Consider the following 25,774-nt stretch of genomic DNA (forward strand, 5'->3'; position numbering starts at 1 on the left):
GAAAAAAGTGTAAAAAAACAAGTGATAATAAAATCACTTGAGACTGTTAAGAGAAATGTATCGTTTTTGTAGTTTGAAAGCGTGCTTCGTAATGAATACCTAATGTCCGCTTCAGTTTATGCTTCTGGTACCCAAGGACTTTCTCATTGTCAATAATTGTCGCGGGGGTAGCATATATACCCTGTTCTTGTAATTCTTTAAAGTTTTGATTGTTATCAGTAATGCTTCTTTCTTCAAAGGCTACGTTCCATTCATTCAGCATAGACAGTACCTTCTCACTCTGAGAACAACCGACACTGGTGTAAACAACAACCTTTTGTTTATTCATTGATGTCCCTCCTCTCTCCCTTTTACTAGTTCATTAGTATCACTTAATAAGTACCCCTATCGTTAACAGATAAACTCTTTTTATCAAAAAAAGCATACAAGAGGCTAATCCCTTGTATGCCTTAATTAATTGGCTAAAGCTTCATGAATTCGCTGGTCTCCACTTAACAAATCATAAGCCTTATTCTCAGCTTTTGCCCCTGAAATTAAGAAGGATAGCGTTTCAGCGACATCTTCGCGAGGGATCTCTCCGTAACTATTTATATGCTCTTGAATTTTGATCTTTCCGTTGCCTCGATCATTTGTTAATCTACCTGGGCGAACGATCGTATAATCAAGTCCTGACTGTTTTAAATATTCATCCGCACGATGCTTCGCGTACAAGTAATGCTTCATTGCCTCTGCACCAGATTCCGGCCGGTCGGCAGCCATCGAACTTAGCATAACGAAGCGCTTTATCCCAAAATGCTTCGCACGCTCAATGGCTCTAATCGCACCTTCCTGATCAATAAGAATCGTTTTATCAGCACCGGTATGAGGTCCCGAACCAGCCGCAAAAATCACAGCCTCTATATTGTAAAAGGCAGATTCAAAATCTTTTTCTAAATCACCAATAACTGACCTGATTCCTTTGTCTTCAAACTGCGGAACTTGGTCCGTATCCCGAACCATCGCCACTGGTTCATGTCCTGAATCATTCAGCTTATCAATAACATATTTTCCAACTTGCCCATTAGCACCTATCACTAAAACACGCACGATTTATCCTCCTTTATTGCCTACCCTTAGTAAACTTCCCTAGTGTTCAAAAGAATAAACGAGTATTTAATGAACTTCCTCCTCATGTAGAAAAGCGACCACAGAGGAAGGACTGTGGTCGTTTGCAGCAAGAGGTCATTAGAAGAGATTATAATTCTTGTGAAGTCGGGCGAATAATCACTTCGTTGATCGATATATCACCGGGTTCCTCAATCGCATACCGAATTGCACGGGCAATGGCCTCAGGTCTAATCGCCTGCTTATAGAGGTCTTCCACTCCTGGTTTCACATCGGTGTCGGTAATAGTCTCAGTCAATTCAGTCCCAACAGCCCCGGGGAAAGAATCGTTGTACGAATATTATTCTGCGGAGACTCCTCTTTTCTTAACCCTTCGGTGATAGCCCGGACAGCAAATTTCGTTCCACTATATACCGAACTTCCAGGAAACACTTCATGACCTGCAACTGAGGAAAGATCAATAATATGTCCCTCTTTCCTTTCACGCATGTATGGCAGAACCGCTGCAATACCGTAAAGAACGCCCCTAATATTGACGTCAATCATGCGATCCCACTCCTCGATCTTCATATTATTCAATAAAGAAAGGGGCATTAACCCGGCATTATTGACAATGACATCAATCTTTCCATACTGGTCAACTGCAAACTGCGCCAAGTTCTTCATTTGCTCACTGGATGTCACATCGGTCACCTTATATTTTGCTTCTCCACCCTCATTTTCGATGGCTTTTTGCAGATCTTCCAGTCGTTCTTCACGACGGGCCGCCAATACGAGTTTGGCTCCATTCGCCGCCAACTCCTTAGCTGTTTTTTCACCAATTCCACTTGAAGCTCCTGTTAAAATAACAACCTTTCCTTTTACATTGGACATGTCTTGTCACACCTTCCTTATATTTGCCCAGGTCCAGTCCGCCTAGACCGATTACCCGAGCTGAGTTTTTTATACCGTTAACTTTCAACTCACGGTGTGTTGCTGTGTTTCCTCAATTAACGAATTTTAAAACATTCTCTTTCAAATAATTGACTACTTTAAACACATTGAATCCGATCATGAATAGGGATTCTCGAAATTCATATTCTATTCCTCATCTAGCCTGATTAAAAGCTGAAGAAGATCTTTCACGCACCTGTGTAGTTTAAGCTAACCTTCTTATATTGTTTCGGGTGAGTAATCATAAAATAAAATTCCAAAACTTAAGAAACCGACCACAGATACGTATCTGTGGTCGGTTTCTTAAGAGTTAATCCAGGATTCATATAGATGGTCAATTCGCTTTGTCAGCAATTCTTTCTCTTCTTGCAGAGCTATTAGTTCACCAGTATTCATTTCTTTTTCGATCTTCCCTTCAACTATACTCAGCTCGTTTTCAAGTTCCATAATCCTCTCTTCCATGGACACTTCAGCTGCACCCGTTTGACCCTGTTGTTTCTTCGGTGTAGTTGCTTGGTATTGCTTGCATTCCTGGCCTAACAATACCATCCATTTTTCTTTCGTTTCATTGTAAGAGCCAAAATAACGATAGAGTCGGCCACCCACAAGATAAGCTGTCTCATTGAAGCATTGATTTAGAAAGTGACGATCGTGCGATACTCCAATTACCGTTCCTTCGAAATGCTGCAGTGCTTCTTCTAGAACTTCCTGCGATTCAACATCCAAGTGGTTGGTTGGCTCATCAAGAACTAATAAATTTATCCCTTCATGCATAAAAATAGCTAGCTTGAGCCGCATTCGCTCCCCACCGCTTAAATGGGCAATTTTCTGGAACACGTCATATCCATAGAACATAAAGGCTGCCAGTAAGTGTCTGGCTTGCCCTTCCGTCACTCTAATATGTTGTCTGAAATAATCAATCATACGCTGTTGGTCATCTACACCTTGCAAAGGGTTTTGTGGTAAATAACCGATCAGAATAGAGCTGCCTTGTTTAATTACACCTGAATCGGGCTCTTCTTGTTGCAGCAACAGCTTAAGGAGAGTTGATTTGCCACTGCCATTTGCTCCTACAATAGCCAATCTCTCTTTGTAACGGAGTTGAAGATCGACCTCAGTTAGGATTTGCCGGTTCCCATAGTGTTTACTAGCCTTGTCTGCAATCAGAACATCATTTCCGCTTCGACCTTCAGCCTGCAGTGACAGTCCCATTTTTTTAGTGTCAAGCATAGGACGGTTAACTTTCTCCATTTTTTCTAAAGCCCGCTCCATACTCTTGGCTTTTTTAAACAGCTTCGGGTTGGGTGGATTAGCCTCATTAGCCCACTGCCTCAGCCTCCGTATTGCTTCCTTCATTTTCTTTATCTTCTTTTGCTGTTCCTGATACTGGTGAAACTCCGCCAACAGCTTTTCCTCTTTCTGTTGTTCAAATGACGAATAGTTTCCTTTATAAATTTGTGCTTCTCCAGATTCAAGGTCAACAATTCCTGAAACCACATGATCTAGAAATGAGCGATCATGGGATATAACACATAACGCCCCTTTATATTGCTGCAAGTGTTTCTCAAGCCACTCAATAGCGACTAGATCTAAATGGTTTGTAGGTTCATCAAGCAAAAGCAAACTAGGTTTCTCCAACAAAATTCTCGCGAGCGAAAGTTTTGTTTTCTCTCCACCGCTTAAATTGGAAAATGGTTGATGGAGCAAGCTTCCAACCTGAAGCCCATTGGCTACCTGACTAATTAATGACTCCATTTCATAGCCACCTTGTTCAGTAAATTGATCCTGTAACTCTCCATAAGTTACAAGCGCTTTTTCCATCTTATCTGGGTCCTTCATTTTATTTTCAAGTTGTTTCATTTCCTCGGCCAAATGCTTGAGCTCAATAAATGCTTTCTCTAAATACTCTTTCGCTGTACCAGTGAACTGGTCAGGAATCTGCTTTAAATAGCCGATCGATAGCCCTTTCTTAATAAACAGATCCCCGCCATCAAGTGATTCTTCCTTTGTAATTAAACGAAACAGTGTTGACTTTCCACTGCCATTTCTCCCTACTAATCCGAGCCTCTCTCCTACATTTATTTCAAAAGAGAGCGATTCAAATAACACTTTGCCGCCAATAATTTTATAAACATCTTTTAATGTAATCATTAAAATTTCCTCCTAAAGACAAAAAAAGCCAGAGGTCCCGTCACCCCTGGCTTCCTTATTAATAATATAATCAGGTATGAGACGCTATCTATTTCCATTATTTAACTGTAAAATTGGACATACGAGCCCCTTGTACAGTTAAACCATGAAAAAGCGCACGATTGATATATAACAGTTCACGATCAATAACGTGCTTTGATAACATCTTCATCCCTCCTTTGTCTTTAGTCATACATCTATTGTAACTTATTAATTTGAATTTTTCTACTTCTTTTGCTGCTCTGCATGCATGCCTAGTTGTTTCAATAGATCAATAGCTTGCCGCTTTTCTTCATCAGACAGCCCACCTGTGATCGATTCGATTTGTTTCCAATGCTCAGGGAAAATCCCGTGCAAGAGGTCTTTTCCTTTACTTGTGATCGCAGCAAACGTAATCCTTCGGTCATTAGGACATGGAACACGTTTAAGGTATTCTTTCTTCTCAAGTTTATCTACTACATAAGTAATACTACCGCTAGCTAATAAAATCTTTTCCCCGATTTTCTGTAACGGCTGGTCGCCTTCGTGGTATAAGAGTTCAAGCACTCCAAATTCCGTCGTGTTCAATCCATGACTTTGAATATCATCCTTCACTAAATCAGCTATCGCGCGCTGAGCCTTCGACAAAACGACAAATAACTTTAAAGAAGGGTCTTGTTTCTTTTTTCGATACAACTCTTGTTCATCCATAAATCCTCGCCCTCTCATCATTCCTCTAGTTAAAGACAGTATATAGATAAAAAAAATAGACTGTCAAACAAGAAAAGCGGAGGCGCCTTGGGCAGACTCGACAAGCATAAGTGAAGCAGCGCAGTGTGGTGCTCTTCCACACGGAGGTAATTCACTTATGTCTCGAGAGTCTAGGCGCCGGAGCTAGACAGTAGAAAAAGCGGAGAGGAGCGTTTAGCCCTGAAACGCATAAGCAAAACCATGACGTGGCGGTCTTTGCCACAAAATGGGATTGCTTATGTCGCGAAGGGCTGCGACTCGAAGCTAGACAGTAGAAAAGCGGAGGCGCCTTGGGCAGACTCGTGTAGTGCCCGAGTGAATCGACGCAGCTGGTCATAATTCGGGAGTTTTTACGAAATATGCAAAAAAGTCGTTCAACGTGCAATTATGCTTATTTATGTGCAATCAATGAGATTTTCGTGCAATTATTCAAAATTTCGTGCAATTAACCACGGTTTTCGCGCAATTCCTTCCCAAAAGGAGGATCACTCATCCTTCAATCTATTCTGGTGCAGTAAATATTGGGGATCGGGTGTTTGCTCCCACGTCCAACCAATCGCTCATCTTCCCCTTTTCTCGAAAAGCAAACTTCATCCCTTACCAAAAGAATAAAACGACTCTTACGGGCGATCGACAATCGTACCACAAACCATGACCACATGCTGATCAGGATCCTGGATATGGAACCAGCCAAAATCCCCATGACTCACTATTTCTTTTGTTATTTGCACTCCCTTGGCCGCGAGATCTTGATAACTCTCCACTAAATCTTTGGAATAAAAATTGAACACGGGTTTTTTCACTTGCTCAAAACTATAACTCGTGTCAAACTTATGGTCATCAATTGTTAAGTGAACCCCACCTGTTACGGGAAGATTATAAACAGGTGAATGGACCTGCCCTTCTTCAAAGGGCAGATCTAGTAACTCACTGTACCACTTGGCCGATCGTTTTAAATCTTTCGTATGTATAAAAACAGCATGAACTTCGGGGAGCAGGCTTTTTGTCATCACTCTTCTCTCCTCGTAGATTAATTATCCCTCCCCGATAATAATTCGCTTTCTATTTTAATAATCCTTGTTTTTGACAAAAGAAGTCCGCTCAAACTGCTTGAGCGGACTTCTTTGTATTTACTGCATATTTTCATTCCCTTGAACATTATTAAAAACGTTAGTGTCAGCGCACAGGAATGTAAAATGATTCGGGAGACCTTTAATAGTTGTTGGTGTTCTCCCTACGATCTCACCGTCCATATCGACTTCTTTATCTTTCTCAACATCGATACGAATCTTCTCTCCCTGCATGTGTGATAGTTCTTGAAATTTACTTGGATCAGTCCCTGGTTTGTTCATAGTGATTAGTTCTTTAAATGTAGTCAAGTTCGAATTTTTCACAATTAATACATCAAACTTCCCATCCTGCAGCTGGGAGTTTGGCAATGGCACTTCCCTTGTCCCGATAAATCGTCCATTCATAACGAGAACCATGACTGCTTCTTCACTAACTTTCTTGCCATCAACTTCGATTGTAAAAGAAAAAGGATCAGTTTGATTCATTGTCTTAAGAGCACTTATAAAATAACTCAGCACACCAATGCGATTCTTTTGTTCCTTATCTATATTTGAGGAGGTTTCGGCCACAAGTCCGATGCCCCAGAAATTTATAAAATAGTGATCATCGGCCTCACCTATGTCGACTTTCACTTCCTCTCCATGAAGAAGTTGTTTTGCAGCCAATTGCAAATTTTGCGGTGTGCCTAATACGCGGCTGAAGTCATTGGACGTTCCTGCCGGTAGAACAGCAATAACAGGGCGTTGTTCTTGATCTGCTAGACAATTTATACACTCATGTAATGTCCCATCTCCACCTAAAATAATAAGGATATCCACTTTAGAACTGTATTCACAACAAGTTTGTTTGAAATCTTCGAGTGAATCGGTTTGGATAACCGTTAATTCTTTGACAGTTTGAGAAATACTCGGTAACGTCATAGCTAAGTTTTGTTCTGAATTTTCACTGTCTGCATTGCCGTTATATATAAATAGTCCACTTTCATAACGAGGCATGTCACTTCCCCCTATCCATTGTCCTATATTAATGATTACCTAATTTTGAAGCATTGAAACACCTATACTTAGAAAGAGAGCTCCTTTAAAAAAGCTTCCGGTTCGTCCAGTGTTAAGTACACGGTAGACACCTTCTTCTTAAATCCAAAAATCATATAGGCGTCCAAATTTGTTTTTAACCTTAATTCAAACTGAGGGGATTTTGTTTCTAGCCCGCCAAGTGTTAAGTTTATTCCCTCTTTATCTTTCGAACATTCAGCAGCTGCTTTTTCACAAGGAGAAATAGAGGCAACTTGCTCAAACGGGACTGTTATGTGAAAACGAAGACCTTTTTGAATATGAAGGACCTGCCTTTCAATAACAACAGGAGATTTTCGTATGGCTTGGTAATCTGCGATGAGGAATAATAAGGCATACACATCAAGTAAGGTGGCGATCCAGGCAGCTGTGTGGCTAAATTGCGCAAGCATAGCGTGAACAGCTATAATTTCAATTGCCATGGCGTGGATAAGCATGAGAAACACACCAAAATACTCACTGTTTCGATGGTAGGAAAATGATCGTCGGCGGGATGGATAAGAGTCTAGCCAGGGAAACAAGCTGAAACGGATGGCAGCAGCATCTGTGGCAAGAAATCTGCCCAGCCTCTCAAAATGGGCAAGCTTTCCCCTAAAGGCAAATGTTTTTTCATTAGCGTAGAATAAGCGCGGCATAAGCAGAACATGGGTTGTTTTTGCATCTTTAAAGTGTGCTCTCCACTCAGGCAATTTACGTATGAACATAACAGCTAGTATTAATTCAACGCATATAAAGCTGACTTCAAGCATGATCACAGTGTAATTTAAGTACAGTAAGTCATCCTTGGCATAACTAGGAACAATCCAGTGTAAAAACAGCAACCCTGAGACCATTAACGGAGCAAAAAGGGTGAATGTCGGTTTCCTGCGTAACACAATAAGAAATAATACAACAGGCACAACAATCATGACGTCAATAATCGTACCGTATACAAGCCAGGGCTGAACGGGACCAGTCAATTCAAGTTTTTGCACAGAAAAATTACTTAACAAAATAAGCAGGATCAAGGATAACCCAATGTAAAATGACCTCCGTTGCACTAATAAGGGATACCCCATAGGTCCATCCTCCTTCACTATGATTGTTATACATTATATTTTACTTTAGTTATCAGGTAACCGCTATACCCCAAGTGCCAATTCTCCTAGCTCCAAGCGAGATGTTCACAAAGTGTACACGCTTACACAGGCAGTTAGGTAACCACTTTTACCTTAAAATTATTTACCTTTATTAGCCCTTGATTTATAATTAATTTGTTTAGGAGGCTAACTAATTATGGAGCGCGAAATACAACCATTGCTCGGTTACAACATCAATGTGATCTCACATTTTATTCAAAATATATATAATGAAAAACTTAGTGAATATGGACTCACCCACTCCCAATCGAAGGTCATTTACTTTCTAGCCAAATACGGTGAACAGAGCCAGTCTGAATTGCAAAAAAGGTTATACATCAAAGCATCCTCTATGAATGGCATTGTTGAATCGCTTTTAAAAAACAAGTGCATTACAAAACAAACTTGCACGAAGGATAAACGAACGAAAATCATTAAGCTTACGGAAAAAGGAATTCACCTGGATGAAACCATTTGGACCCTTATTCAAGAGATGGAAAACGAAATTGCTAAGGGTTTTTCTTCAGAAGAGCGGCAAGTCATTGTTTCCTGGTTACAAAAGATACAGGAAAATTTAAAAATCTCAGCTGGGAGGACATAAATTGTTGATGCACATCTTTACGGGCGATCCGGCTGTCATTGAATCAGGCTCGCATGCAATAAGGATCATGTTTGCAATGTCTATACTCATTGGTGTTCAAGTCGTTAGCGGAATTTTGTATCAGGTACTGGGAATGGCTAAACCTGAACCTTTCCATGGCGCGTCAAGTTCTATTCCTTATTCCGCTCGTATTGATTCTCCCTAGTTTCTTTGGTGTCACGGGGGTTTGGCTGGCTTCCCAATGGCTGATATTTTTGCTTTTTCACTCTCGATCTTCTTTTTTATACGGAGACCGGAAACTCTTTTTCAAGAAATCGAAAGATACTCCCGATTATATGCCAACTCATTCAAACTAAGAAAAGTCCTATGAAAAGCGCCGTTTCATTTTGGAACTGCGCCTTTCCATTAATGATAGAATCATATAGCACGCTTTGACAAATTAAGTTAAACTTAGAAGAGAATAGACAGATCTTAAAGGATGAAGCAGATGATTTATTCGACCCATGTACTTAAACTCTTTACACGACTTCATGATCAGTTATTTAAACTAAGAGAGGCCGAGCGAATACGAAATCTATGGAAAGCCTTCTTCTTTTTAATGCTGTTAACTATTCTTACATACATATGGATGGCTTGGCTTGGGCTAGGAACAGACCCTATATCGATGAACATGACAGAATTTAACCGCACAGAATATGAGTTATATAAGGCATGGTTCATGATCGGGCGAATTGGCTACAGTCTTCTTTTGTTCTTTGGGGTTCTTCTTATCGCTCCCCTAGTATTTTGGATCATGTTTGAGGTGCCCTACAAAAAAACAATGATCATTCAAATGAACGTTTTACTTATAATGCTAACCGAGCGAATCACTTGGATTCCACTAATGGTTTATGCTGGTTTAGACTGGTATGTATCGCCTTTCTCTTTTGGTGTCATTGCTTCCTACATAACAAACATAGAGTGGCTGATTTATTTCTTAGGTGCGATCTCTCTTTTTCAAATCCTTATCCTCTGGTTTCAAATTAAATGTATATCCTTCCTTTCGACATCAAAAAGAGGCTGGATTATTGCAGGTGTCATTCTATGGCACATGATCACATGGGCAGGAACCGCTGCCTTGACTCATTACGGTACGTTTCTCGTACATCTACTTACATCTTAACGTGAGGAGGAAGACGATGAGAACACGCTATAAAGTTAGAATTGTAGGACTATGCGCCATTGCCTTCCTACTACTTAATGCCTGTCTACTATTCTTTGACCGTGACAGTGAAGTGGAACGGAAGTCTTACATTAAAAACTGGTCTGCAGCCTTTATTTACGATCTCTATGAAACAATCAATACTAGAGGGGTTTTTACCGCAAGCGATACAAATGCTATTTACTTTGATCAACAAACCGGCTCGTTTCAAGAGTTCTTAATTGAAGAAGGCGATGAAATTTCAGAGGGTGACGAGCTTTATACATATGAAGTTGCCGATTATGACACACAAGTACATAAGCTTGAGTCAGAAGCATCTCGTTTAGAAGGAGAAATCGACTCGATAGAAACCTACATCAATGATTTGGAAAGTTTCACAATACCTGAGTCAGAAACGACTAGCCCGCCTTCTTTTTCACAAAGGTCTGAAACAGAGGAGGAAAACCCTTTTCTTTTTCCAGCACCTTCAACAGAGAATCCTTTTTCACAAAACATAAATCCTCAACAGCAGGAGAGCGATTCGGATTCAACGATTGAAACCGAATTCATGAAAGAACAAGCACTTGCTGAAAAGGAACTGGAACTTTCGCAAAAACAAGCCCAGCTTACTATGGTTGAGGATCAGCTTAGCCAGCTTGAAGAAACAGGTCAAACCATCACAGTTACGAGCGAATTTTCCGGGGTTGTGACTGACCTATCTGAAAACCTTGAATCCCCTTTGCTCACCCTTTCATCAAGCAATTTAACGGTAAGTGGTGAGTTATCTGAGAATCATAGAAAACTTGTAGAGCAAGGCATGAACACCCTTGTTCGCATTCCCGACTTAAATATTGAGTTACCGGGTACAATCGAAGCCATTCATCCTTTTCCAGAAAAGGTAGATGTCAACCGTGCTAGTGACTACCCGTATGAAATCATTGTTGAGGGAGAAAGTGAAGAAGTTAAACCAGGCTATCACGCCGAAGTTGAAATCCTAACAGATGAAGCCGTTGATACTGTCGCTGCTTTTGATGACGTGTTAATGACAGATGTGAATTCATCTGCCTGGGTCATGGATGATCAAGGACGCCTGGAAGAAAGAGAGCTTGAGACAGGCATCACCGAGGACGGAATTGTCGAAGTTATCGATGGTTTAGAAAACAACGACCACCTCGCCGTCCAACCTGTGGATGAATTCCGTCAAGGTTCTATATTTTTCACACCACTTAAGGTAAGTGACTTACAAATACGAGAACTCTTTAGTATTGATCCTTCCTTGATGCTGGATTATGGATTACTAGGGCTGATGAATAGATAAAAATAGATCGCAAACGTAATATCCGCTAATTTATAACCGTGAAATACAATACTCTCTGAAAAAGAAGGTGTCCTAAAAAGATGGATACCTTCTTTTTGGTAGATTTTACAAAACTAGACTATTTTTTTGCCTTCTACCTTTTCACATGGGATGATAATAATACTACTATTTTAAAAAGGGGCAAGGGAACATGAAATTAAGTGTATTGGACCAATCCCCTGTGCTAACAGGAATGAGTCCACATGATGCATTACAACAAACGACGGAGCTGGCCAAATGGGCAGATCAGCTCGGCTATCATAGATTTTGGGTGTCTGAACACCATAGTACAAACAGTTTGGCAGGGTCTTCACCTGAAATATTGACGGCCCATTTAGCTGCACACACCGAGCGAATCCGTATTGGTACAGGTGGTGTTCTTCTTCCACATTACAGCTCCTATAAAGTGGCGGAATCCTTTCGAGTACTTGAAACACTAAACCCTAACCGGATTGACTTAGGTATCGGACGTGCACCCGGCGGCATGCCAAACGTCAACTTAGCATTAAACCCGGGGAAAATCCCGAGTATAGAAGGATACCCTGCTCAAGTTGAAGAATTAATTGCTTATCTACATGGAAAGGATCCACAAGATATGGGTGTCTTTGCCTCCCCACAAGGTGATACTGTGCCACCCGTTTGGATGCTTGGTTCAAGCGGCACAAGTGCAAGAGTAGCGGCTGACCTCGGTGTTTCCTACTCCTTCGCGCACTTTATTAATGGGTATGGCGGGGCTCGCGCAATGGACCGTTATAAGGATAACTTTCAACCCTCCCTTCAGCAGCAGACGCCCCAAGGGAACGTGTCTATCTTTGTCGTTTGTGCAGAATCTGACGAACAAGCTGAATACTTGGCAGCCAGTTTAGACCTTGCTATCTTAAAAATTGAACAAGGTGGAATCCGTCATCACTTCCCGACACCTGAAGAAGCGTTTAGCTACCCATACACCATGTTTGAGGAACAGCGGGTTCGTGAAAATCGCAGCCGTATGATCGTCGGCTCCATTGAAAAGGTCAAAGGGGAAGTAGAAAGTCTAGCAAACTACTATCAGGTGGATGAAGTCATTATCAACACGATTGTTTCTCCTTTTGACGAACGTTTAAAATCCTATGAATTATTAGCTGATGCCTTCAAGCTTCGTGAATCTGTAGTTCGATAGATTCTTCGATATAAAGAAGTACTCATATGTTAGTTAGCTTCTGACGTTTAGTCGTTATATCATTAATATAAAAGCCCGCTTCCCTTCTAATTTATAGAAGGGAAGCGGGCTTTAGCTATTCAACAAAAAGAAAACAGTGTTTTGTAGCACCATTTTAATTCTTTTTTCCAATTAGCCCATTATTATCTCCTAAAATTCCCTACTACTTCAACCGTTTCACTGATGCTGACAAATGCCTTTGGATCAACACTTGTGATTAGAGACTTGACTATAGCTAGTTCATAACGGGATATCACGGTATAAAGGACCTTACGTTCAGTATTAGAATAGGCACCCTGCCCATCCATTACAGTAATACCTCGTATTAAATTTTTAATCAGTTCACCTTTAATCTCATCTCCGCGATCTGATACCACCATTAGACTTAATTTTATATGACGGGTATGAACACGGTCGATAATAATTCCGGTAATGTAGATCGAGGCCATCGTGTATAACGCTAGGTCCCAAGAAAAGATAAACCCAGATATAAATACAACGACACTATTTAAGCCGAAAATTAATCCGCCTAGAGGGATATCACGTTTTTGGGTAAGAACAAGTCCAATGACATCAAAGCCTCCAGTTGATCCATAAAGTCGTATGATAAAGCCAATAGATATACCTGCAATGACTCCTCCAAATACAGCAGATAACAACACGTCATCGGTTACCTTAACTACTGGTATATACTGCATCGAAATAGAGGTGATAAATACGGAAAATATACTGTTCCATATAAATTCCTTCCCTAGTTTCATCCAGCCAATAACCAAAATAGGAATATTTAAAACGACAAGCCAAATACCAGAGTTTATGGGAGAAAGCAGTCCAAAAACCATAGCAAGACCTGTTACTCCACCTGTTAATACTTCATGAGGGAGCAGGAACATATTAAAAGCAAATCCTAAAACAACAGAAAATACAAATAATAAAGCAAATCTATATAATTGATTCATTGACATGACACCCCAATCAGGACATTAGTAGAAACACCTAATGAATTCTAGTGGTCACGAAAATAAAAGTCAATACTTATTTCGCCTAAAGCATTATCTGCTTTCGTAACCAATCGATCGTAGTCTTTTTGGGAGGTGTACTGGTGCTTATATAAAGAATAAAGATCAATATAGTGATGTCTAACACTATGGTTGTAACCATAGTGTGTTTTTTTATCTTTCAAAAAATATACAAACTCACGAACAAAAGTTCACTTTATAGGACTTTTTACTTCATTTTTGTTAAAAGCTGCCGATAACATATGTTGTCAGACATCATACGATAGGAGTGGAAGCATGAAAAGACATTGGTTCGGTCTATTACTATTAGGTACACTTCTCATGGGCTGCAATAGCCAGGAAGCAGTGTCAGAGGAGAAGAATAAGGAAATCAGCGCCGGCCTGCTTGTGACTGAAAGTGGGCTTGGAGACGATTCGTTTAGCGACTCGGCCTTCCGAGGTTTGGAACAAGCTAGGGACGAACTTGGTATTACGTTCGATTATCGAGAACCTTTTGACAAAAATTATGAAAAGCATATGAAGGATTTGATTGAGCAGGGTCATGATGTAATTATTGGGCTTGGTTATAATTCGCAAGGTGCGATTGATGCGTTGGCTGAGGGCTATCCTGAGCAGCCATTTGTGTTGATTGATGCCGTTTCTGAGTTTGAAAATGTGACCTCGATTACTTTCAAAGAGGATGAGGGCAGTTATTTAATCGGTCTGATTGCTGGTATGAGGACGGAGTCAGATGTGGTTGGCTTTATCGGCGGTGAGCGCATCCCTGTAGTAGAGCGATTTGAAAAGGGGTTTGTTGATGGCGTAGAGCAAGTGAATCCTGAGGCCGAGGTGCTCGTAAACTATGCGGAAACGTTTGATGATGATAGGAAAGGTGCCGAAATCACACGCTCAATGGTCGAACAAGGAGCTGATTATATTTTCCCTGCAGCAGGGTTTACGGGAATTGGCGCCTTAAAAGAAGCACAAAAACAGGGGGTTTACGCATTTGGTGTGGATAGTGACCAGTTTTTTGTTGCGGAGAAGGCTGTTGTGACATCAATGCTTAAAAATTTGGACGTAGCGCTTTATGATGTTATGAATCAGCTCGTAAAAGGAGAGCAGCTAAAAGGCGGTCAAATCACACTTGGAGTCAAGGAGAAGGGTGTCGGCCTCGCACCGATTCGATTAATAGAGCTTACGGCGGAACAGCAAGAAACACTTGATAAGGAGAGTGGACAATGACGATTCAAAGAAGATTATATATAATGACCTTACTGCCATTGTTCCTTAGTCTGGCCCTAATTTCTTTCATTGTTTATCAAATGACGAGCCTTGAAAACTCCTCCAATCAGGATGTACAGGTTCTGCTTGAGTCAAAGGAGGTCAACGGTCAACTGGTTAAGCTTGAGCAGACGTTGAATACATATGGATACAGTCCTTCTGCGGCGACAAAAAACGAAGCTTTGACAACAATGGAAGCAGCCCAATCAGCTCTCACTGATCTTGGTTCACTCATGGTTACTCCAGAACAAGAACGCTGGTACACCCAAGCTGTTACAAAATATGAGGACTGGCAACAAATGACGACAGACGCTTTAACAGCAGAAGATACAAATGAGATCCAGCGCCAGGCTGCCCGTACTCCTGGTATTCTTAATGATATGTATATGCTTCAACAGGCATCCAGAGCCTGGTATGACAGCAAAATGGAGGAGCAATCAAGTACAGTACGTCAGTTAATTAGCTTTGCCATTATAGCTGGAGTTGTGTTAGTCGTGCTCTCGATCTTTGCGACATCCCGTTTAACTAAACACATTGCTAAACCAATGAAGGATTTGGCGGCACAGGCATCCAAAGTAGCTAAGGGGGATTTAACGACAACCATTAACGTGTCTGAGAAAGAAAAGGATGAGATTGGACAGCTTAAACAATCCTTCCAAATGATGATCGACAACCTTACCACAACCGTCAAATCCGTCCATCAAATTGGAGGAAATGTTGAACAGTTCAGTACAAAGTTAAACCATGAAATGACGGGGCTTTCTGAAGTCACGCAACAAGTCACCAGCTCAACAGATGAATTGGCGCAAGGAAGTCAATCAATTTCTAATGATATACAAGATGTCGCCTCGCTTATGGAGCAGATGCATCGCAATTTTGAGGAGAACACGGAAGAAAGTCAAAAAGCTTCAAAGTCAGGTACAGCAACTTTATCAAAGGTTCAGGAAGGACAAATGGCAATCGAGGAACAACGCAAGGTTATGGAGAAGAATAAAGGTTCCATCACGAAGGTGGGATCATCTGTTCAAGACTTCATTGGGTACACAGATCAAATTGAAGTAACTGTCCGGCTAGTCAATGAGATAGCTGAACAGACCAATTTGCTAGCTTTGAATGCAGCGATTGAAGCGGCCCGTGCCGGAGAACACGGTAAAGGATTTGCTGTTGTTGCCGAAGAAGTCCGTAAACTCGCCGATCAGTCAACTGATGCGACGAGCAAAATCTCAAATATGGTACAACAAATTAAATCAGGAGTCAGTATGATTGAACAGGAAATGAATGAAACTGTCTCCTTAACTGGAAAGCAAAATGAAGCAGTCAATCAATCAGAACAGGCCTTTGCTATGATTAAAACACAGGTGGATAGGATCAATGATCAGTTACACGCACTTGTTGACGGGATGGTCCGCTCAAAGGAACAAAGTTCTCAAATTACAACTTCTGTTGAAAATGTAAGTGCCATTACGGAAGAAACTGCTGCAGGGACAGAGGAAATCTCCGCTTCCGCGGAAGAACAGCGACATGCCTTTAACCAACTTAGGCAGGAAGCTAATGAGTTAGGGATGATGGTTAATCAAATGAACCAGGAACTTGAACATTTTACATGGTCATAAATGACAAAAAATCTAGTAACATATATTGGGTGTTCCATAGGTTAAACCTTCGGGACACCCTTTTTCTTATCTAGTCATTATTTTACTAGAACCCCTATTTCAGAATAATTGCCAGAACTATAGGGGGCCTCATCTGTATAAACCTCTAACTCTGGTGTACCTGCATGTTGATAGCCGCTTGACAGGAACCTATTCTGAAAAAAATTTGTAAATACTCATATATGGCTTCAAAACGTGCATAAAACGAGTTAAATACGCAAATACCTCATTAAATATCTTGCCGCTGATAAACATTGCAACGTGGACGTTACTGAGATCTATAGAGTTTCTGCATTTCATATCAAGATTTTTTGGCTATACAGATGAGCTCGGAAAAATCGTTGACTATCGTTTTGTCTGCATCCATTTCTACATCATATTTCATTTTAGTTAAGCCATTATAATAGTCCTCATCATTTATAAGAGTGAGCACAGAAATGTCTCTATTTTCTGCATGCTTCAGGTAGTCAGCTACTCTAATGCTCTCCATCTGGCAGCTACTCTCAATACGTACGGTAAATCCCTGGCTAGTGAGTTCATTAAAGATAACTTCCTTTTGCCAAAACCTGTCTAAGTCCTCTTGAAAAGCTGCAGGAAAGTAATGATAAACCCACCATTTTTCCATGTCATGAATGTTTATATTATGTAACTTAAAGATTCCCCCTTTCTTTAATACTCGTTGAACCTCGTCTACCACTTGTTTCTTCTTAGTAAAGTGGTGAAAAGCATAGTTATTTGAGATAAAATCAAATGACTCTGTTTCATAAGGAAGCTCTTCTGCTAAGCCTTGAACTAAGGTGACCCCTTCTAGTTTATCTTCAGCCTTTCTAAGCATTTCTTTCGAGGCATCGAGTCCATGCCACTGGATAGAATGCGAATCAAAGTTTGACGTTTGATCATTGAGATATATTCCTGTTCCACAAGCTAAATCCATGACATTGTAAGATTGCCTCTGGTAATTTTGGAGGTAACCCTCAAGGTGTGTGTCAATTTGCACCTCATCAAATCTAAACGAATTATTGTCGTAAACCTCAGCTATTTTAGAGTAATCTGTTGTTTTCATCATAACCCTCTTTCTGAATATAAGAATGACTGCATTCACCATCGTCATCGTAGACTTGGTATCCATTTTTAGCGTATAACTTTAATGCACTTACTTATCCAATCACTGTTCGTTTCTAATACTAGTCTCTCGTAGCCTTTTGTGATTACTAATGTATCCTCTTTGCTCTTTATGTAACTTCACTACCTTCACTTTTCGGGTTTAAGAACTGTCCTTTGTCAATAAAAATATATGGTCGCCCATCTATAATAAACCTACGATTGCCTTTATAACTCACTAGCCGTCCTTGATTCACAAGTTCCTCTTGAATCGTTCTTACATATTCTTTATAATTCGTATACCTTTCATCGAAATCAATAACGATATCGTTTTTCCTGTACCCCATAACCAATTGAAGCCGAATAAAATTGTACAAAACATGACTAAAAGCATAATTACATTCAAACTCATTCTCCTTTTCATTTCTTCAATAATTGCTTTCTCTAGCCACAATAAAACACTTCAACAAAGTGCGTCCATTTTCCTTCAAATGGGAACATTCCGTACTTTTTTAACTCTGGAAAAATATAAAAAGACAAAGATCTATTGCAATCTTTGTCTCATCTCATAAAGAATATGAATTAAAGCCTTCCAATATTGGTCAACTCTTCCACCTCTTTTGAATCCGTACTCCCATCTAGAATTTTTCGCACGTCTGTTAATGTGTCTTGAAGACTGACTGACTCTCCTTTTTCCCCTGTAAAACTTTCAGCTACATAAAAAGGCTGGGTGAGATAGGCTTCCAATCGCTCCCCACGTTTATAGGTCGCTAGCTCAGAAGCAGGTATTTTATCAATGCCTTGAACCTTGACTAATGAACACAATTCTCGATAACGACGTAATAATTTCTGTGCTCGTTGCTGGGTGGAAAAGTGATCTTGATCAATATGAGCACCCTCAAGAACCGAGGATGTAGAATAAATTGGATTCACCGCGGGGTATTTACGCCTTGCCGACAATTCAGCATCAAAATGCCAAAGCGTTTCAAGCGGTCCATAAGGTAGATCTTCATCAACGGCGGTCCCTTTTAAATCAACTAGAAATGTTGTGACATGATCAATCCCTATATTAGATAGGCGTTCTTGGATTTCATAAACATCTCCGGATAGAACATGGCTTCTGTCAGCTGTAAAGATTATTTCTTTACCTTTTCCGGCTGTTGCAATCTTTTCGTAAGCCTCTTCTATCGAGGTTGTCACGATATCAATATAATCGATAATGTCGTTAATTTCAGAAGATTCCCCCTCAGGTTTAAGCAATACGGTTACATATCCGTTAGTTCTTAGCCGATAAAACATTTCGGCAAGCACGACTAGCTGGCCCATCCCCGGACGAGCCACTAATCCAACAGTTCCACCTTTAGCTAATGGGGCAAACAAGTCCAATGTTTTAATTTTGGTTTCAATCATCTCCACATTCTCCCCTCTTATGATCAACTCATCCAAACTACATTCGGCCAGTGATGCAAGAGCTACTAATGTGCGAACTTCAGAACGCCCTACAGGGATCTTACCCGTACATAGATTAGATACCGTTGCAGGTCGCAAACCAACAGACCGAGCGGCCTTGGTCAGATTAGGCACTCGCCTGCGTAACAACGCTACATTCAACCGCAAATTTTCCAAACTACCCCTCCTCTTAATTTAACGTAATATAAATTACGCTAGAAAGCAACATTAAATTACTCTTTAGAGTAAATAAAATTACAATTGATTTAATTATATTACTTAGAATGCTTAACTAATAAAAACGGATTATTTTACGTTTAGCACTTCTTATGAATAAGTTTTTTTGAGGCTAAATTGGTATTCGATTAAACATTGGTGCTACTTCCGTTCTCCTTCTCAAGTTCCAATAGATATTTTTTCATTTCCAAACCGCCACGGTAGCCCGTTAGCGCCCCGGTCTTCCCGATTACTCGGTGGCATGGTACAGCTATCAGCACTGGATTGGCGCCAACAGCGGCTCCGACCGCACGTACAGCAGAAGGCTTGTGAATCATGTCAGCTAGCTGTGAATACGTGTATGTCTCACCATAAGGGATTTGCTGTAAAGCCTCCCACACCTCTTGTTGAAAAGCAGTCCCTTGTATATTTACAGCAAACGTAAACCATTCGCGTTTACCTTGAAAGTACTCAAGCCATTCCCCTTTAAAAGGTTGAAGCGCGCCATGATTCTCTAGCAACTCAAAACCGGGGAAGCGGCGTTCCGTCCAATCCTTCAGCTCTTTAAAGGGGCCATCGTGTGACCCGACATAGCAAAGCCCTTTTGATGTTGTGGCCATGTAGAAGTTCCAATTTTCATACTCTAAAAGCGACCAATAGATGATGTTACCTTTCGTATAATTCATGGTTGTGTCCCTCCTTTGATTGTTTTTGCTGGTGATTGTTCCGATAATCAGAGGGGGAACTCCCTGTTTTTTCCTTAAACAAGGTTACAAAATAAGCGATGTTGGGTAAACCCACTGCTATTCCTATATCTGTTACGGATCTATCGGTGGTCTCAAGATCGTGAATGGCTTGGGAAATTCGCACCTGTTGAATATACTTAAGCGGGCTCATCCCTTTGACTCGTTTAAAAGTACGCTGCAAATGGGATGGACTGCCATGGCTGATTTCCGCCAATCTATTTAAGGTTACTCGTTCCTTATAATGTTGATCAATCCATTCAATCATTTGTTCCATCCATTCTTCGTCTGGTTGACGCAGCCCGTCAGGTTTACACCGTTTGCAGGGGCGAAAATTCTCAAATTGGGCCAGTTTGGCATTTTTAAAGATACGTACATTCTCAATATTTGGAACTCTTGCTTTACAAGAGGGGCGACAAAATATCCCTGTCGTTCTGACGCCATAAAGGAATGTATGATCATAGGATGGATCATTCGCAACAATCGCTTGCCAATATTCATTAGGCACTTGGGGGTTTTTAGTCAGTTTCATGTGATCACCTCTACGAGAAATCATACCCTAAACAGCTGATTACGTACGGTACTGCGAATATAAAAGCAAGGTAATGAAATTCATCACACAACTTGGAAATTTGCGGTTTGAAACAGAGCGTTTAGTACACTTGATACAACTAAACAATAGAAAGTTGGACGAAACATACGACTGAGTTAAAATAAGTTAGTCGATGTTTTGATATAGTGAAGGATGATTGATATGTTAAAAGCTTATATTTGGCTAGCCTTTTGCGTGCCCCCTTACGAATAAGTTCCGACCTTGCTGATTGGGCCTTTCTGGCCGGGACTGCCGTCGTTGTACATGGAATAGCTACATTAATTTGGAATAACAACATTCGGCACATCGATGCATCAAAGGCATCGATATTATCAAACTTAGAACCTTTCATTGCTCTGATTATGGGGTTACTATTATTGTACAAGCCATCACAGGTATAGAAATAGTGGATCCTTATTCATAGTAGGAGGAGTAATGCTGTCACATATCAAAGAAAAAAGACACATAACCGAACGATATCGAGCCATTAACAAGAGGAAACGGGGAGGAGCTGCTGAGGTAAAAAACTTAAAAGAATGGGGGAGCTTGAATTTAGCTAAACCCCATTTTATCTTCCTTTTTAAAACTATACAAACACTATTTATTGTAAATTGAGTTATACCTTAAGATCGCTGAGGCCGCCCAGCTGGTCGCTCAAGCGAAAGTAAATCTTCATCGAGATTCATTACCTTTTGCTCTACCATTTGTCTGGCATCATTTATCCCCTCGTTATATAAAAATGGACCCATTTCTTGTATCATAAAGTGCAGGAATTGATCAGCAGCTAAATCTCCCATTTCTTCACCTCGCTCAAGTTCAAAATACTCCCTTATTCTAGCTTTGAGGTATTCCTTTTGCTCTTTTTTTAATGATTTAATCATGAAACGGCTCTCCCCTATCATTCGTTTATATATTATCCTAGCACATTATAGTCTCTTAGGAGGAAATCACAATGAAACTATATCATAACCCTGTTCACACCGTAGAAGAACTGTACTCCCTCCAAGGAACACCTGGAAAACTGGCAGACAATAAGGTTATTCAGCACATTGATGATTTAACTAAACAGTTTCTAGCCCATTCCCCATTTGTCGTCGTTAGTACGTCTAACGCTAAAGGAGAATGCGACAGTTCACCAAGAGGGGACACTCCAGGATTTACATACGTTCTAGATAATAAACATCTTCTGATTCCGGAAAGAATGGGTAATAAGCGTATAGATTCAATGAAAAACATATTAGAAAATCCAAACATTGGCCTGCTGTTTATGGTTCCAGGCTTAGAAGAAACGTTACGAATTAATGGAGAAGCGACCATTGTTAAAGATGAAGACCTGCTTAGCAAGCTAGAAGCCCAAGGGCATATCCCCAAGGTTGGTATCGTTGTACACGTTAACGAATGCTTTATCCATTGTGCTAAGGCTTTTAAACGATCCAAACTTTGGCGTCCGGAACAGTGGCCTGACACAACTAATCTTCCTTCTCCTGCAAAAATAATGGCAGCCCACGCCAAATTAGCCGGACATGATGAAGAAAAAGTTCAATCTTCTTTGAATGAAAGCTATAACGAACGGCTTTACTGATTTACTACTGCTGCACATACGGTATTGTTGGGCTCTGTTTGCTTAATCATTATTTCAATATGACTGAAATCCTGGATGATGAAGAAAAGCTTCCAGCTGTCCCCTAAGCACTTCTGTCGTTGAGTCAGTAGCTCGATCCTCATGCGGGTAAAGCGTACGAACGATTTCCCGCATGCCTTCATTTGTGAGCGAATGTGCTTTAGAGTATAAACAGGGTCATCATCCCAAAAGGTTACATTGTTGATAGAATAGACCCTATCAAACATTTTTTGAACGTTCTTAATCATGCTTCCCTCTCCGTGAAGTAAGCAGATTTGTCGGAGACCGCAAACTTTATTTAATCGATTTAATGCCATGGTCAGTATATCCTCAGAATCATCAATTCCATATAGGTTTACGGCCGGGTGATTTTTTGCGAATTCCGTTAAGGCGATTCCCGGTCCAAAACCAGTTTCTAACACACTCTCCCGTTCATCAATTAGTAGGAAGGATTGCGTCCACCTATTAACTCTTCATTTTCTTTGGCCATAAAAAGGCCAACCCCTTCCCCATCCAACCCCTTGGATGTGAAAATTGTTCGTTTATCTCCCACCCTTACTATTTTACTCATAGATTCCCTATTTCTCTTAGAGTTATTCTTCTTAAACATTTCCCAGCAGGTCTTATTCTTTTGTATGATAGATTATAGAGTCTCATTTTAGGTTATAGTAAACTAAGAATAGTTGCGGGGGTATAATATGAAACGTGTTTATTATCTTTTATTTGTTTCCGTTTTCCTACTTGTTGGCTGCGGGAATAGCGATCAAGCGTCGAACAGTTTGGATGAAATTACTAGCCAACCATGGTCTGAAATTGAAGAGGCGGCTAATGGAACGACCGTTCGACTATATATGTGGGGCGGTGATGAAGGAATCAACCAATACCTTGATGAATGGGCCATCCCACATTTAAAAGAAAAGTACAACATTACACTTGAACGGGTGCCCATGGATACGGCAAAAATCTTGCAAAAACTGCAAACTGAAAAGAAAGCAAACAAACAGGAGGGTACGATAGATATCATTTGGATCAATGGTGAGAACTTTAAGAATGCTAAAGAAAATGGCTTGTTAGCTGGATCATTTACCGACAAGCTTCCTAATTTTAATAAGTACTATCAAACAGACGATCCTGCATTCACAACTGACTTCGGCACGCCAGTCGAGGGAATGGAAGCTCCATGGGGAAAAGTGCAATTTGTTTTCCACTATGATGAGTCCAAAATCCAGGAACCGCCCACTTCTTTTGCCGAATTAAAGGAATGGATAAAGTCTCACCCCGGAAAGTTCACCTATCCGAATGCGACAGACTTTACAGGGAATGCGTTTTTAAGACATGTTCTCTATTCGAAAGCTGATCAGCCTTCTGATATCTATAATGAACCTTTAGATGAGGGAGCGATTTCACAAACCGCTAACAAAATGTGGGGATATTTAAATAGCATTGAACCGGACTTATGGCGTTCTGGGGAACATTATCCTAACTCATTAACGGAACTCGACAAATTATACAGCCAAGGAGAAGTGTGGATGACGATGGGCTACAATGAAGCACGAGCAGAATCACTAATTGAACAAGGGGTTTTCCCTGAGACAACGAAATCTTTTGTTATGGAACCCGGCTCGATCGGCAACACCCATTTCCTATCGATTCCTTTTAACAGTCCAAATGTGCAAGGTGCGCTTACAGCTATTAACTATCTGCTCTCACCAGAAGCACAGTTGGCCAAGTACAAGCCGAACTACTGGGGGGAAAATACTCCGATCAGTTTAGAAAAGCTGCCAGAAGAGATGAGAAAGAAATTCAAAGCAGTAGATCGAGGGGATAGTGTGCTTAGTCAACAAAAGCTTGAAGAAAGTTTCCTCCCAGAATCAGAGGCTGCCTATGTCGAGTGGGTGGAAAAGCAGTGGTTTAATGAAGTCGTCCAAGGGTAAGTTGTGGTTACTGCTCGCTCCTGCACTCGCTTTTCTAACCTTACCTTTATACGGGATGTTTGCTGCCGTAAGGAGCAGCATGAACGGTAACCAAGGACTTACATTCACCTATTATGTACAATTATTCCAATCGGATCGGTTTCTCTCATCCATCGGCTTTAGTGTACGAACATCACTATTCGCAACCATAATCGCTCTCATTATCGGATTAATGGTAACAAGACTTTTCCATACCTATTTAGAAAAAACCGCACCCCGTTTATCTGTATGGCTGCCTATGCTATTCCCCCATTTTGTTTGGGGATACTTAGTCATTCTTCTACTTGCAGAAACGGGATTGATCACGCAAATTTTTGTTGCTGTTGGTTGGATAGAGGAGACCGGGCAATTCCCGATTCTCACGCGTGACCCTTATGGCCTTGGAATCATCATTACGTACGTATGGAAAGAGATTCCTTTTGTTATTCTGATGCTTCTGCCTATCTATTCATCGATCCCGTCAAGTTACTATGATGTAGTAAAAACTCTTGGCGGGAGAAGCTGGGAACAATTTAGGGCGATCGAATGGCCTCATATCCAGCCTGTATTAATCGAAACCTTTTTAATTTTATTTTCTTTTACTCTAACGGCGTATGAAGTTCCGGCACTTTTAGGTACGACGTTTCCGGAAATGATTTCTGTGCTCAGTTACCAATGGTTTTATGGAGGGAGTTTAGAAGAACGGCCACTTGCCTTCGGTGCCATGGTATTTGTAAGCATAGTCATTTTAACACTTACCTTAGCTGGATACTTTTACATTAACCGCCGGCGCATGCGTGCTATGAGGGGGCGACTATGATGAGATCTATGAAGCCTAAGTTTTATCTGCTTGCATTCTTTCTGTTCATAGGCCCTGTCCTCATTCTTATTCTACAAAGTTTTAGTGAGGTTTGGCGCTATCAATCAGGGGAAGGCCTAACATTCAATCTACAAAGCTATCGGATATTACTTTCCGATCCAAACATAGTTGAAGCCACCCTTTGGTCGCTAGCGATCGGTGTTACCGTCTTGCTTTTTAATCTATTGATTGGACTCTTGAGCGGTAAGGCATTAGCCCTCTACTCCTTTAAAGGCCGTTCCTTTCTGGAAGCCTTATTCTTAGCGCCCATTTTGGTCCCTGTTTTGGCTGTAGCTATGGGGCTTCATTTATTTATGATCCGGATTGGACTTGCTGATACATGGATGGGAGTGGTTCTGATCCACCTGGTCCCTACTGTCCCCTATAGTATTAAAATTTTCCACAATACCTATAACCAGCTCGGTCACGACATATTAGAACAAGCGACTATTCTGGGCGCCACTTCTTTCAAACAGCTGCTTACGATTGAACTGCCGCTGCTTAAACCGGCTATTCGAAGTGTCACCTTCTTAACGATTGTCATTAGTTTAAGCCAATATGCGACGACTGCTATTATAGGTGGAGGAAGAATTATTACGTTGCCAATGATTTTCTTCCCGTTCTTAAATACAGCAAATGCCTCATTAATGGCGGCATTCTCTATTTGGTTCGCACTACTTCCCTTTTTTATGTACACCGTAGTTGAACTAGTATTGCTTCTATTTCCCTATACAAGAAAGCCTTGGAGGAATTGAT

The 25,774-nt window shown here is 40.8% G+C and carries 28 protein-coding genes and 1 pseudogene; 12 read left to right on the forward strand and 17 right to left on the reverse strand.

Annotated features, from left to right (window positions below; all coding sequences use genetic code 11):
- Nucleotides 1-46 precede the first annotated feature (46 nt).
- The 9 genes and pseudogenes from MUO15_RS11520 to MUO15_RS11555 all read right to left on the reverse strand — a co-directional run bounded on the left by MUO15_RS11520 (nt 47) and on the right by MUO15_RS11555 (nt 8,158).
- A complete protein-coding gene (locus MUO15_RS11520) occupies nt 47-328 on the reverse strand; it encodes a glutaredoxin family protein (protein ID WP_245029425.1) in 282 nt (93 codons plus the stop codon).
- 125 nt (nt 329-453) lie between these two features.
- Nucleotides 454-1,086 (reverse strand): SDR family oxidoreductase, encoded by a 633-nt coding sequence (locus MUO15_RS11525; protein WP_245029427.1) that lies wholly within the window; start codon nt 1,084-1,086, stop codon nt 454-456.
- Between the two features lie 148 nt (nt 1,087-1,234).
- A pseudogene (locus MUO15_RS11530) lies at nt 1,235-1,977 on the reverse strand (SDR family oxidoreductase).
- A 363-nt stretch (nt 1,978-2,340) separates the two neighbouring features.
- Nucleotides 2,341-4,188: a ribosomal protection-like ABC-F family protein gene (gene abc-f, locus MUO15_RS11535; RefSeq protein ID WP_245029429.1), complete on the reverse strand. Its 1,848-nt coding sequence runs from the start codon at nt 4,186-4,188 to the stop codon at nt 2,341-2,343.
- 97 nt (nt 4,189-4,285) lie between these two features.
- Entirely contained in the window at nt 4,286-4,393 is a 108-nt protein-coding gene (locus tag MUO15_RS21795) for an RAxF-45 family protein (RefSeq protein WP_305853243.1), read from the reverse strand.
- A 59-nt stretch (nt 4,394-4,452) separates the two neighbouring features.
- Entirely contained in the window at nt 4,453-4,917 is a 465-nt protein-coding gene (locus MUO15_RS11540) for a MarR family winged helix-turn-helix transcriptional regulator (RefSeq protein WP_245029430.1), read from the reverse strand.
- A 659-nt stretch (nt 4,918-5,576) separates the two neighbouring features.
- Complete coding sequence (locus MUO15_RS11545; protein ID WP_245029431.1) at nt 5,577-5,966, reverse strand: VOC family protein; 390 nt, start codon at nt 5,964-5,966, stop codon at nt 5,577-5,579.
- 120 nt (nt 5,967-6,086) lie between these two features.
- Complete coding sequence (locus tag MUO15_RS11550; protein ID WP_245029432.1) at nt 6,087-7,022, reverse strand: diacylglycerol/lipid kinase family protein; 936 nt, start codon at nt 7,020-7,022, stop codon at nt 6,087-6,089.
- Between the two features lie 68 nt (nt 7,023-7,090).
- Nucleotides 7,091-8,158, reverse strand: a complete 1,068-nt coding sequence (locus MUO15_RS11555) for a hypothetical protein (protein ID WP_245029437.1) — start codon at nt 8,156-8,158, stop codon at nt 7,091-7,093.
- A gap of 217 nt (nt 8,159-8,375) precedes the next feature.
- Between MUO15_RS11555 and MUO15_RS11560 the strand changes: the two genes are divergently transcribed.
- The 5 genes from MUO15_RS11560 to MUO15_RS11580 all read left to right on the forward strand — a co-directional run bounded on the left by MUO15_RS11560 (nt 8,376) and on the right by MUO15_RS11580 (nt 12,515).
- Nucleotides 8,376-8,819 carry a MarR family winged helix-turn-helix transcriptional regulator gene (locus tag MUO15_RS11560; RefSeq protein WP_245029438.1) on the forward strand — a complete coding sequence of 148 codons (444 nt, stop codon included), beginning with the start codon at nt 8,376-8,378 and terminating at the stop codon, nt 8,817-8,819.
- Nucleotide 8,820: 1 nt separating this feature from the next.
- A complete protein-coding gene (locus tag MUO15_RS11565; RefSeq protein WP_245029440.1) occupies nt 8,821-9,024 on the forward strand; it encodes a hypothetical protein in 204 nt (67 codons plus the stop codon).
- Nucleotides 9,025-9,306: 282 nt separating this feature from the next.
- Nucleotides 9,307-9,981, forward strand: coding sequence for a hypothetical protein (locus tag MUO15_RS11570; protein WP_245029442.1), 675 nt, complete (start codon nt 9,307-9,309; stop codon nt 9,979-9,981).
- A 16-nt stretch (nt 9,982-9,997) separates the two neighbouring features.
- Nucleotides 9,998-11,317 (forward strand): efflux RND transporter periplasmic adaptor subunit, encoded by a 1,320-nt coding sequence (locus MUO15_RS11575; RefSeq protein WP_245029443.1) that lies wholly within the window; start codon nt 9,998-10,000, stop codon nt 11,315-11,317.
- A gap of 190 nt (nt 11,318-11,507) precedes the next feature.
- On the forward strand, nt 11,508-12,515 hold the full coding sequence (locus MUO15_RS11580; protein WP_245029444.1) for an LLM class flavin-dependent oxidoreductase: 1,008 nt from the start codon (nt 11,508-11,510) through the stop codon (nt 12,513-12,515).
- 182 nt (nt 12,516-12,697) lie between these two features.
- On the opposite strand, the gene MUO15_RS11585 is transcribed toward MUO15_RS11580, so the two are convergent.
- The gene (locus tag MUO15_RS11585) at nt 12,698-13,513 is read right to left on the reverse strand and encodes a YitT family protein (RefSeq protein WP_245029445.1); all 816 of its coding nucleotides are present in this window, start codon (nt 13,511-13,513) and stop codon (nt 12,698-12,700) included.
- Nucleotides 13,514-13,849: 336 nt separating this feature from the next.
- Between MUO15_RS11585 and MUO15_RS11590 the strand changes: the two genes are divergently transcribed.
- Both MUO15_RS11590 and MUO15_RS11595 read left to right on the forward strand, forming a co-directional pair.
- Nucleotides 13,850-14,794, forward strand: a complete 945-nt coding sequence (locus MUO15_RS11590) for a BMP family lipoprotein (protein ID WP_245029446.1) — start codon at nt 13,850-13,852, stop codon at nt 14,792-14,794.
- The gene (locus MUO15_RS11595) at nt 14,791-16,446 is read left to right on the forward strand and encodes a methyl-accepting chemotaxis protein (RefSeq protein WP_245029447.1); all 1,656 of its coding nucleotides are present in this window, start codon (nt 14,791-14,793) and stop codon (nt 16,444-16,446) included. The genes MUO15_RS11590 and MUO15_RS11595 overlap by 4 nt, the downstream gene beginning before the upstream one ends.
- A gap of 340 nt (nt 16,447-16,786) precedes the next feature.
- On the opposite strand, the gene MUO15_RS11600 is transcribed toward MUO15_RS11595, so the two are convergent.
- From MUO15_RS11600 to MUO15_RS11615, 4 genes are all read right to left on the reverse strand, one after another.
- A complete protein-coding gene (locus MUO15_RS11600) occupies nt 16,787-17,548 on the reverse strand; it encodes a class I SAM-dependent methyltransferase (RefSeq protein ID WP_245029448.1) in 762 nt (253 codons plus the stop codon).
- A gap of 620 nt (nt 17,549-18,168) precedes the next feature.
- Entirely contained in the window at nt 18,169-19,212 is a 1,044-nt protein-coding gene (locus MUO15_RS11605; RefSeq protein WP_245029449.1) for an ATP synthase beta subunit C-terminal domain-containing protein, read from the reverse strand.
- A 188-nt stretch (nt 19,213-19,400) separates the two neighbouring features.
- Nucleotides 19,401-19,937 (reverse strand): methylated-DNA--[protein]-cysteine S-methyltransferase, encoded by a 537-nt coding sequence (locus tag MUO15_RS11610; protein ID WP_245029450.1) that lies wholly within the window; start codon nt 19,935-19,937, stop codon nt 19,401-19,403.
- Complete coding sequence (locus MUO15_RS11615; RefSeq protein WP_245029451.1) at nt 19,918-20,526, reverse strand: bifunctional transcriptional activator/DNA repair enzyme AdaA; 609 nt, start codon at nt 20,524-20,526, stop codon at nt 19,918-19,920. The genes MUO15_RS11610 and MUO15_RS11615 overlap by 20 nt, the downstream gene beginning before the upstream one ends.
- A 251-nt stretch (nt 20,527-20,777) precedes the next feature.
- Here MUO15_RS11615 and MUO15_RS11620 point away from each other — a divergent pair, with 251 nt between their 5' ends.
- Nucleotides 20,778-20,987: an EamA family transporter gene (locus MUO15_RS11620; protein WP_245035979.1), complete on the forward strand. Its 210-nt coding sequence runs from the start codon at nt 20,778-20,780 to the stop codon at nt 20,985-20,987.
- A 222-nt stretch (nt 20,988-21,209) separates the two neighbouring features.
- Here MUO15_RS11620 and MUO15_RS11625 read toward each other — a convergent pair whose 3' ends face one another.
- Nucleotides 21,210-21,467 (reverse strand): DUF2164 domain-containing protein, encoded by a 258-nt coding sequence (locus MUO15_RS11625; RefSeq protein WP_245029452.1) that lies wholly within the window; start codon nt 21,465-21,467, stop codon nt 21,210-21,212.
- Between the two features lie 71 nt (nt 21,468-21,538).
- On the opposite strand from MUO15_RS11625, the gene MUO15_RS11630 reads away from it, so the two are divergent.
- Nucleotides 21,539-22,168 carry a pyridoxamine 5'-phosphate oxidase family protein gene (locus tag MUO15_RS11630; protein ID WP_245029453.1) on the forward strand — a complete coding sequence of 210 codons (630 nt, stop codon included), beginning with the start codon at nt 21,539-21,541 and terminating at the stop codon, nt 22,166-22,168.
- Here the strand turns inward: MUO15_RS11630 and MUO15_RS11635 are convergent.
- On the reverse strand, nt 22,162-22,629 hold the full coding sequence (locus tag MUO15_RS11635; RefSeq protein WP_245029454.1) for a methyltransferase domain-containing protein: 468 nt from the start codon (nt 22,627-22,629) through the stop codon (nt 22,162-22,164). The genes MUO15_RS11630 and MUO15_RS11635 overlap by 7 nt on opposite strands.
- Before the next feature lie 17 nt (nt 22,630-22,646).
- Nucleotides 22,647-22,778, reverse strand: a complete 132-nt coding sequence (locus MUO15_RS21670) for a hypothetical protein (protein WP_256464121.1) — start codon at nt 22,776-22,778, stop codon at nt 22,647-22,649.
- Between the two features lie 127 nt (nt 22,779-22,905).
- On the opposite strand from MUO15_RS21670, the gene MUO15_RS11640 reads away from it, so the two are divergent.
- Genes MUO15_RS11640 through MUO15_RS11650 form a run of 3 tightly spaced genes read left to right on the forward strand, consistent with a single transcriptional unit; the run spans nt 22,906 to nt 25,773 of the window.
- On the forward strand, nt 22,906-24,141 hold the full coding sequence (locus MUO15_RS11640) for an ABC transporter substrate-binding protein (RefSeq protein WP_245029455.1): 1,236 nt from the start codon (nt 22,906-22,908) through the stop codon (nt 24,139-24,141).
- Nucleotides 24,122-24,979: an ABC transporter permease gene (locus MUO15_RS11645; RefSeq protein ID WP_245029456.1), complete on the forward strand. Its 858-nt coding sequence runs from the start codon at nt 24,122-24,124 to the stop codon at nt 24,977-24,979. Before MUO15_RS11640 ends, MUO15_RS11645 begins: the two co-directional genes overlap by 20 nt.
- Nucleotides 24,979-25,773 carry an ABC transporter permease gene (locus MUO15_RS11650; protein WP_245029457.1) on the forward strand — a complete coding sequence of 265 codons (795 nt, stop codon included), beginning with the start codon at nt 24,979-24,981 and terminating at the stop codon, nt 25,771-25,773. The genes MUO15_RS11645 and MUO15_RS11650 overlap by 1 nt, the downstream gene beginning before the upstream one ends.
- Nucleotide 25,774 lies beyond the last annotated feature (1 nt).

It is taken from the genome of Halobacillus amylolyticus, assembly GCF_022921115.1.
GTDB lineage: Bacteria > Bacillota > Bacilli > Bacillales > Halobacillaceae > Halobacillus_A > Halobacillus_A amylolyticus.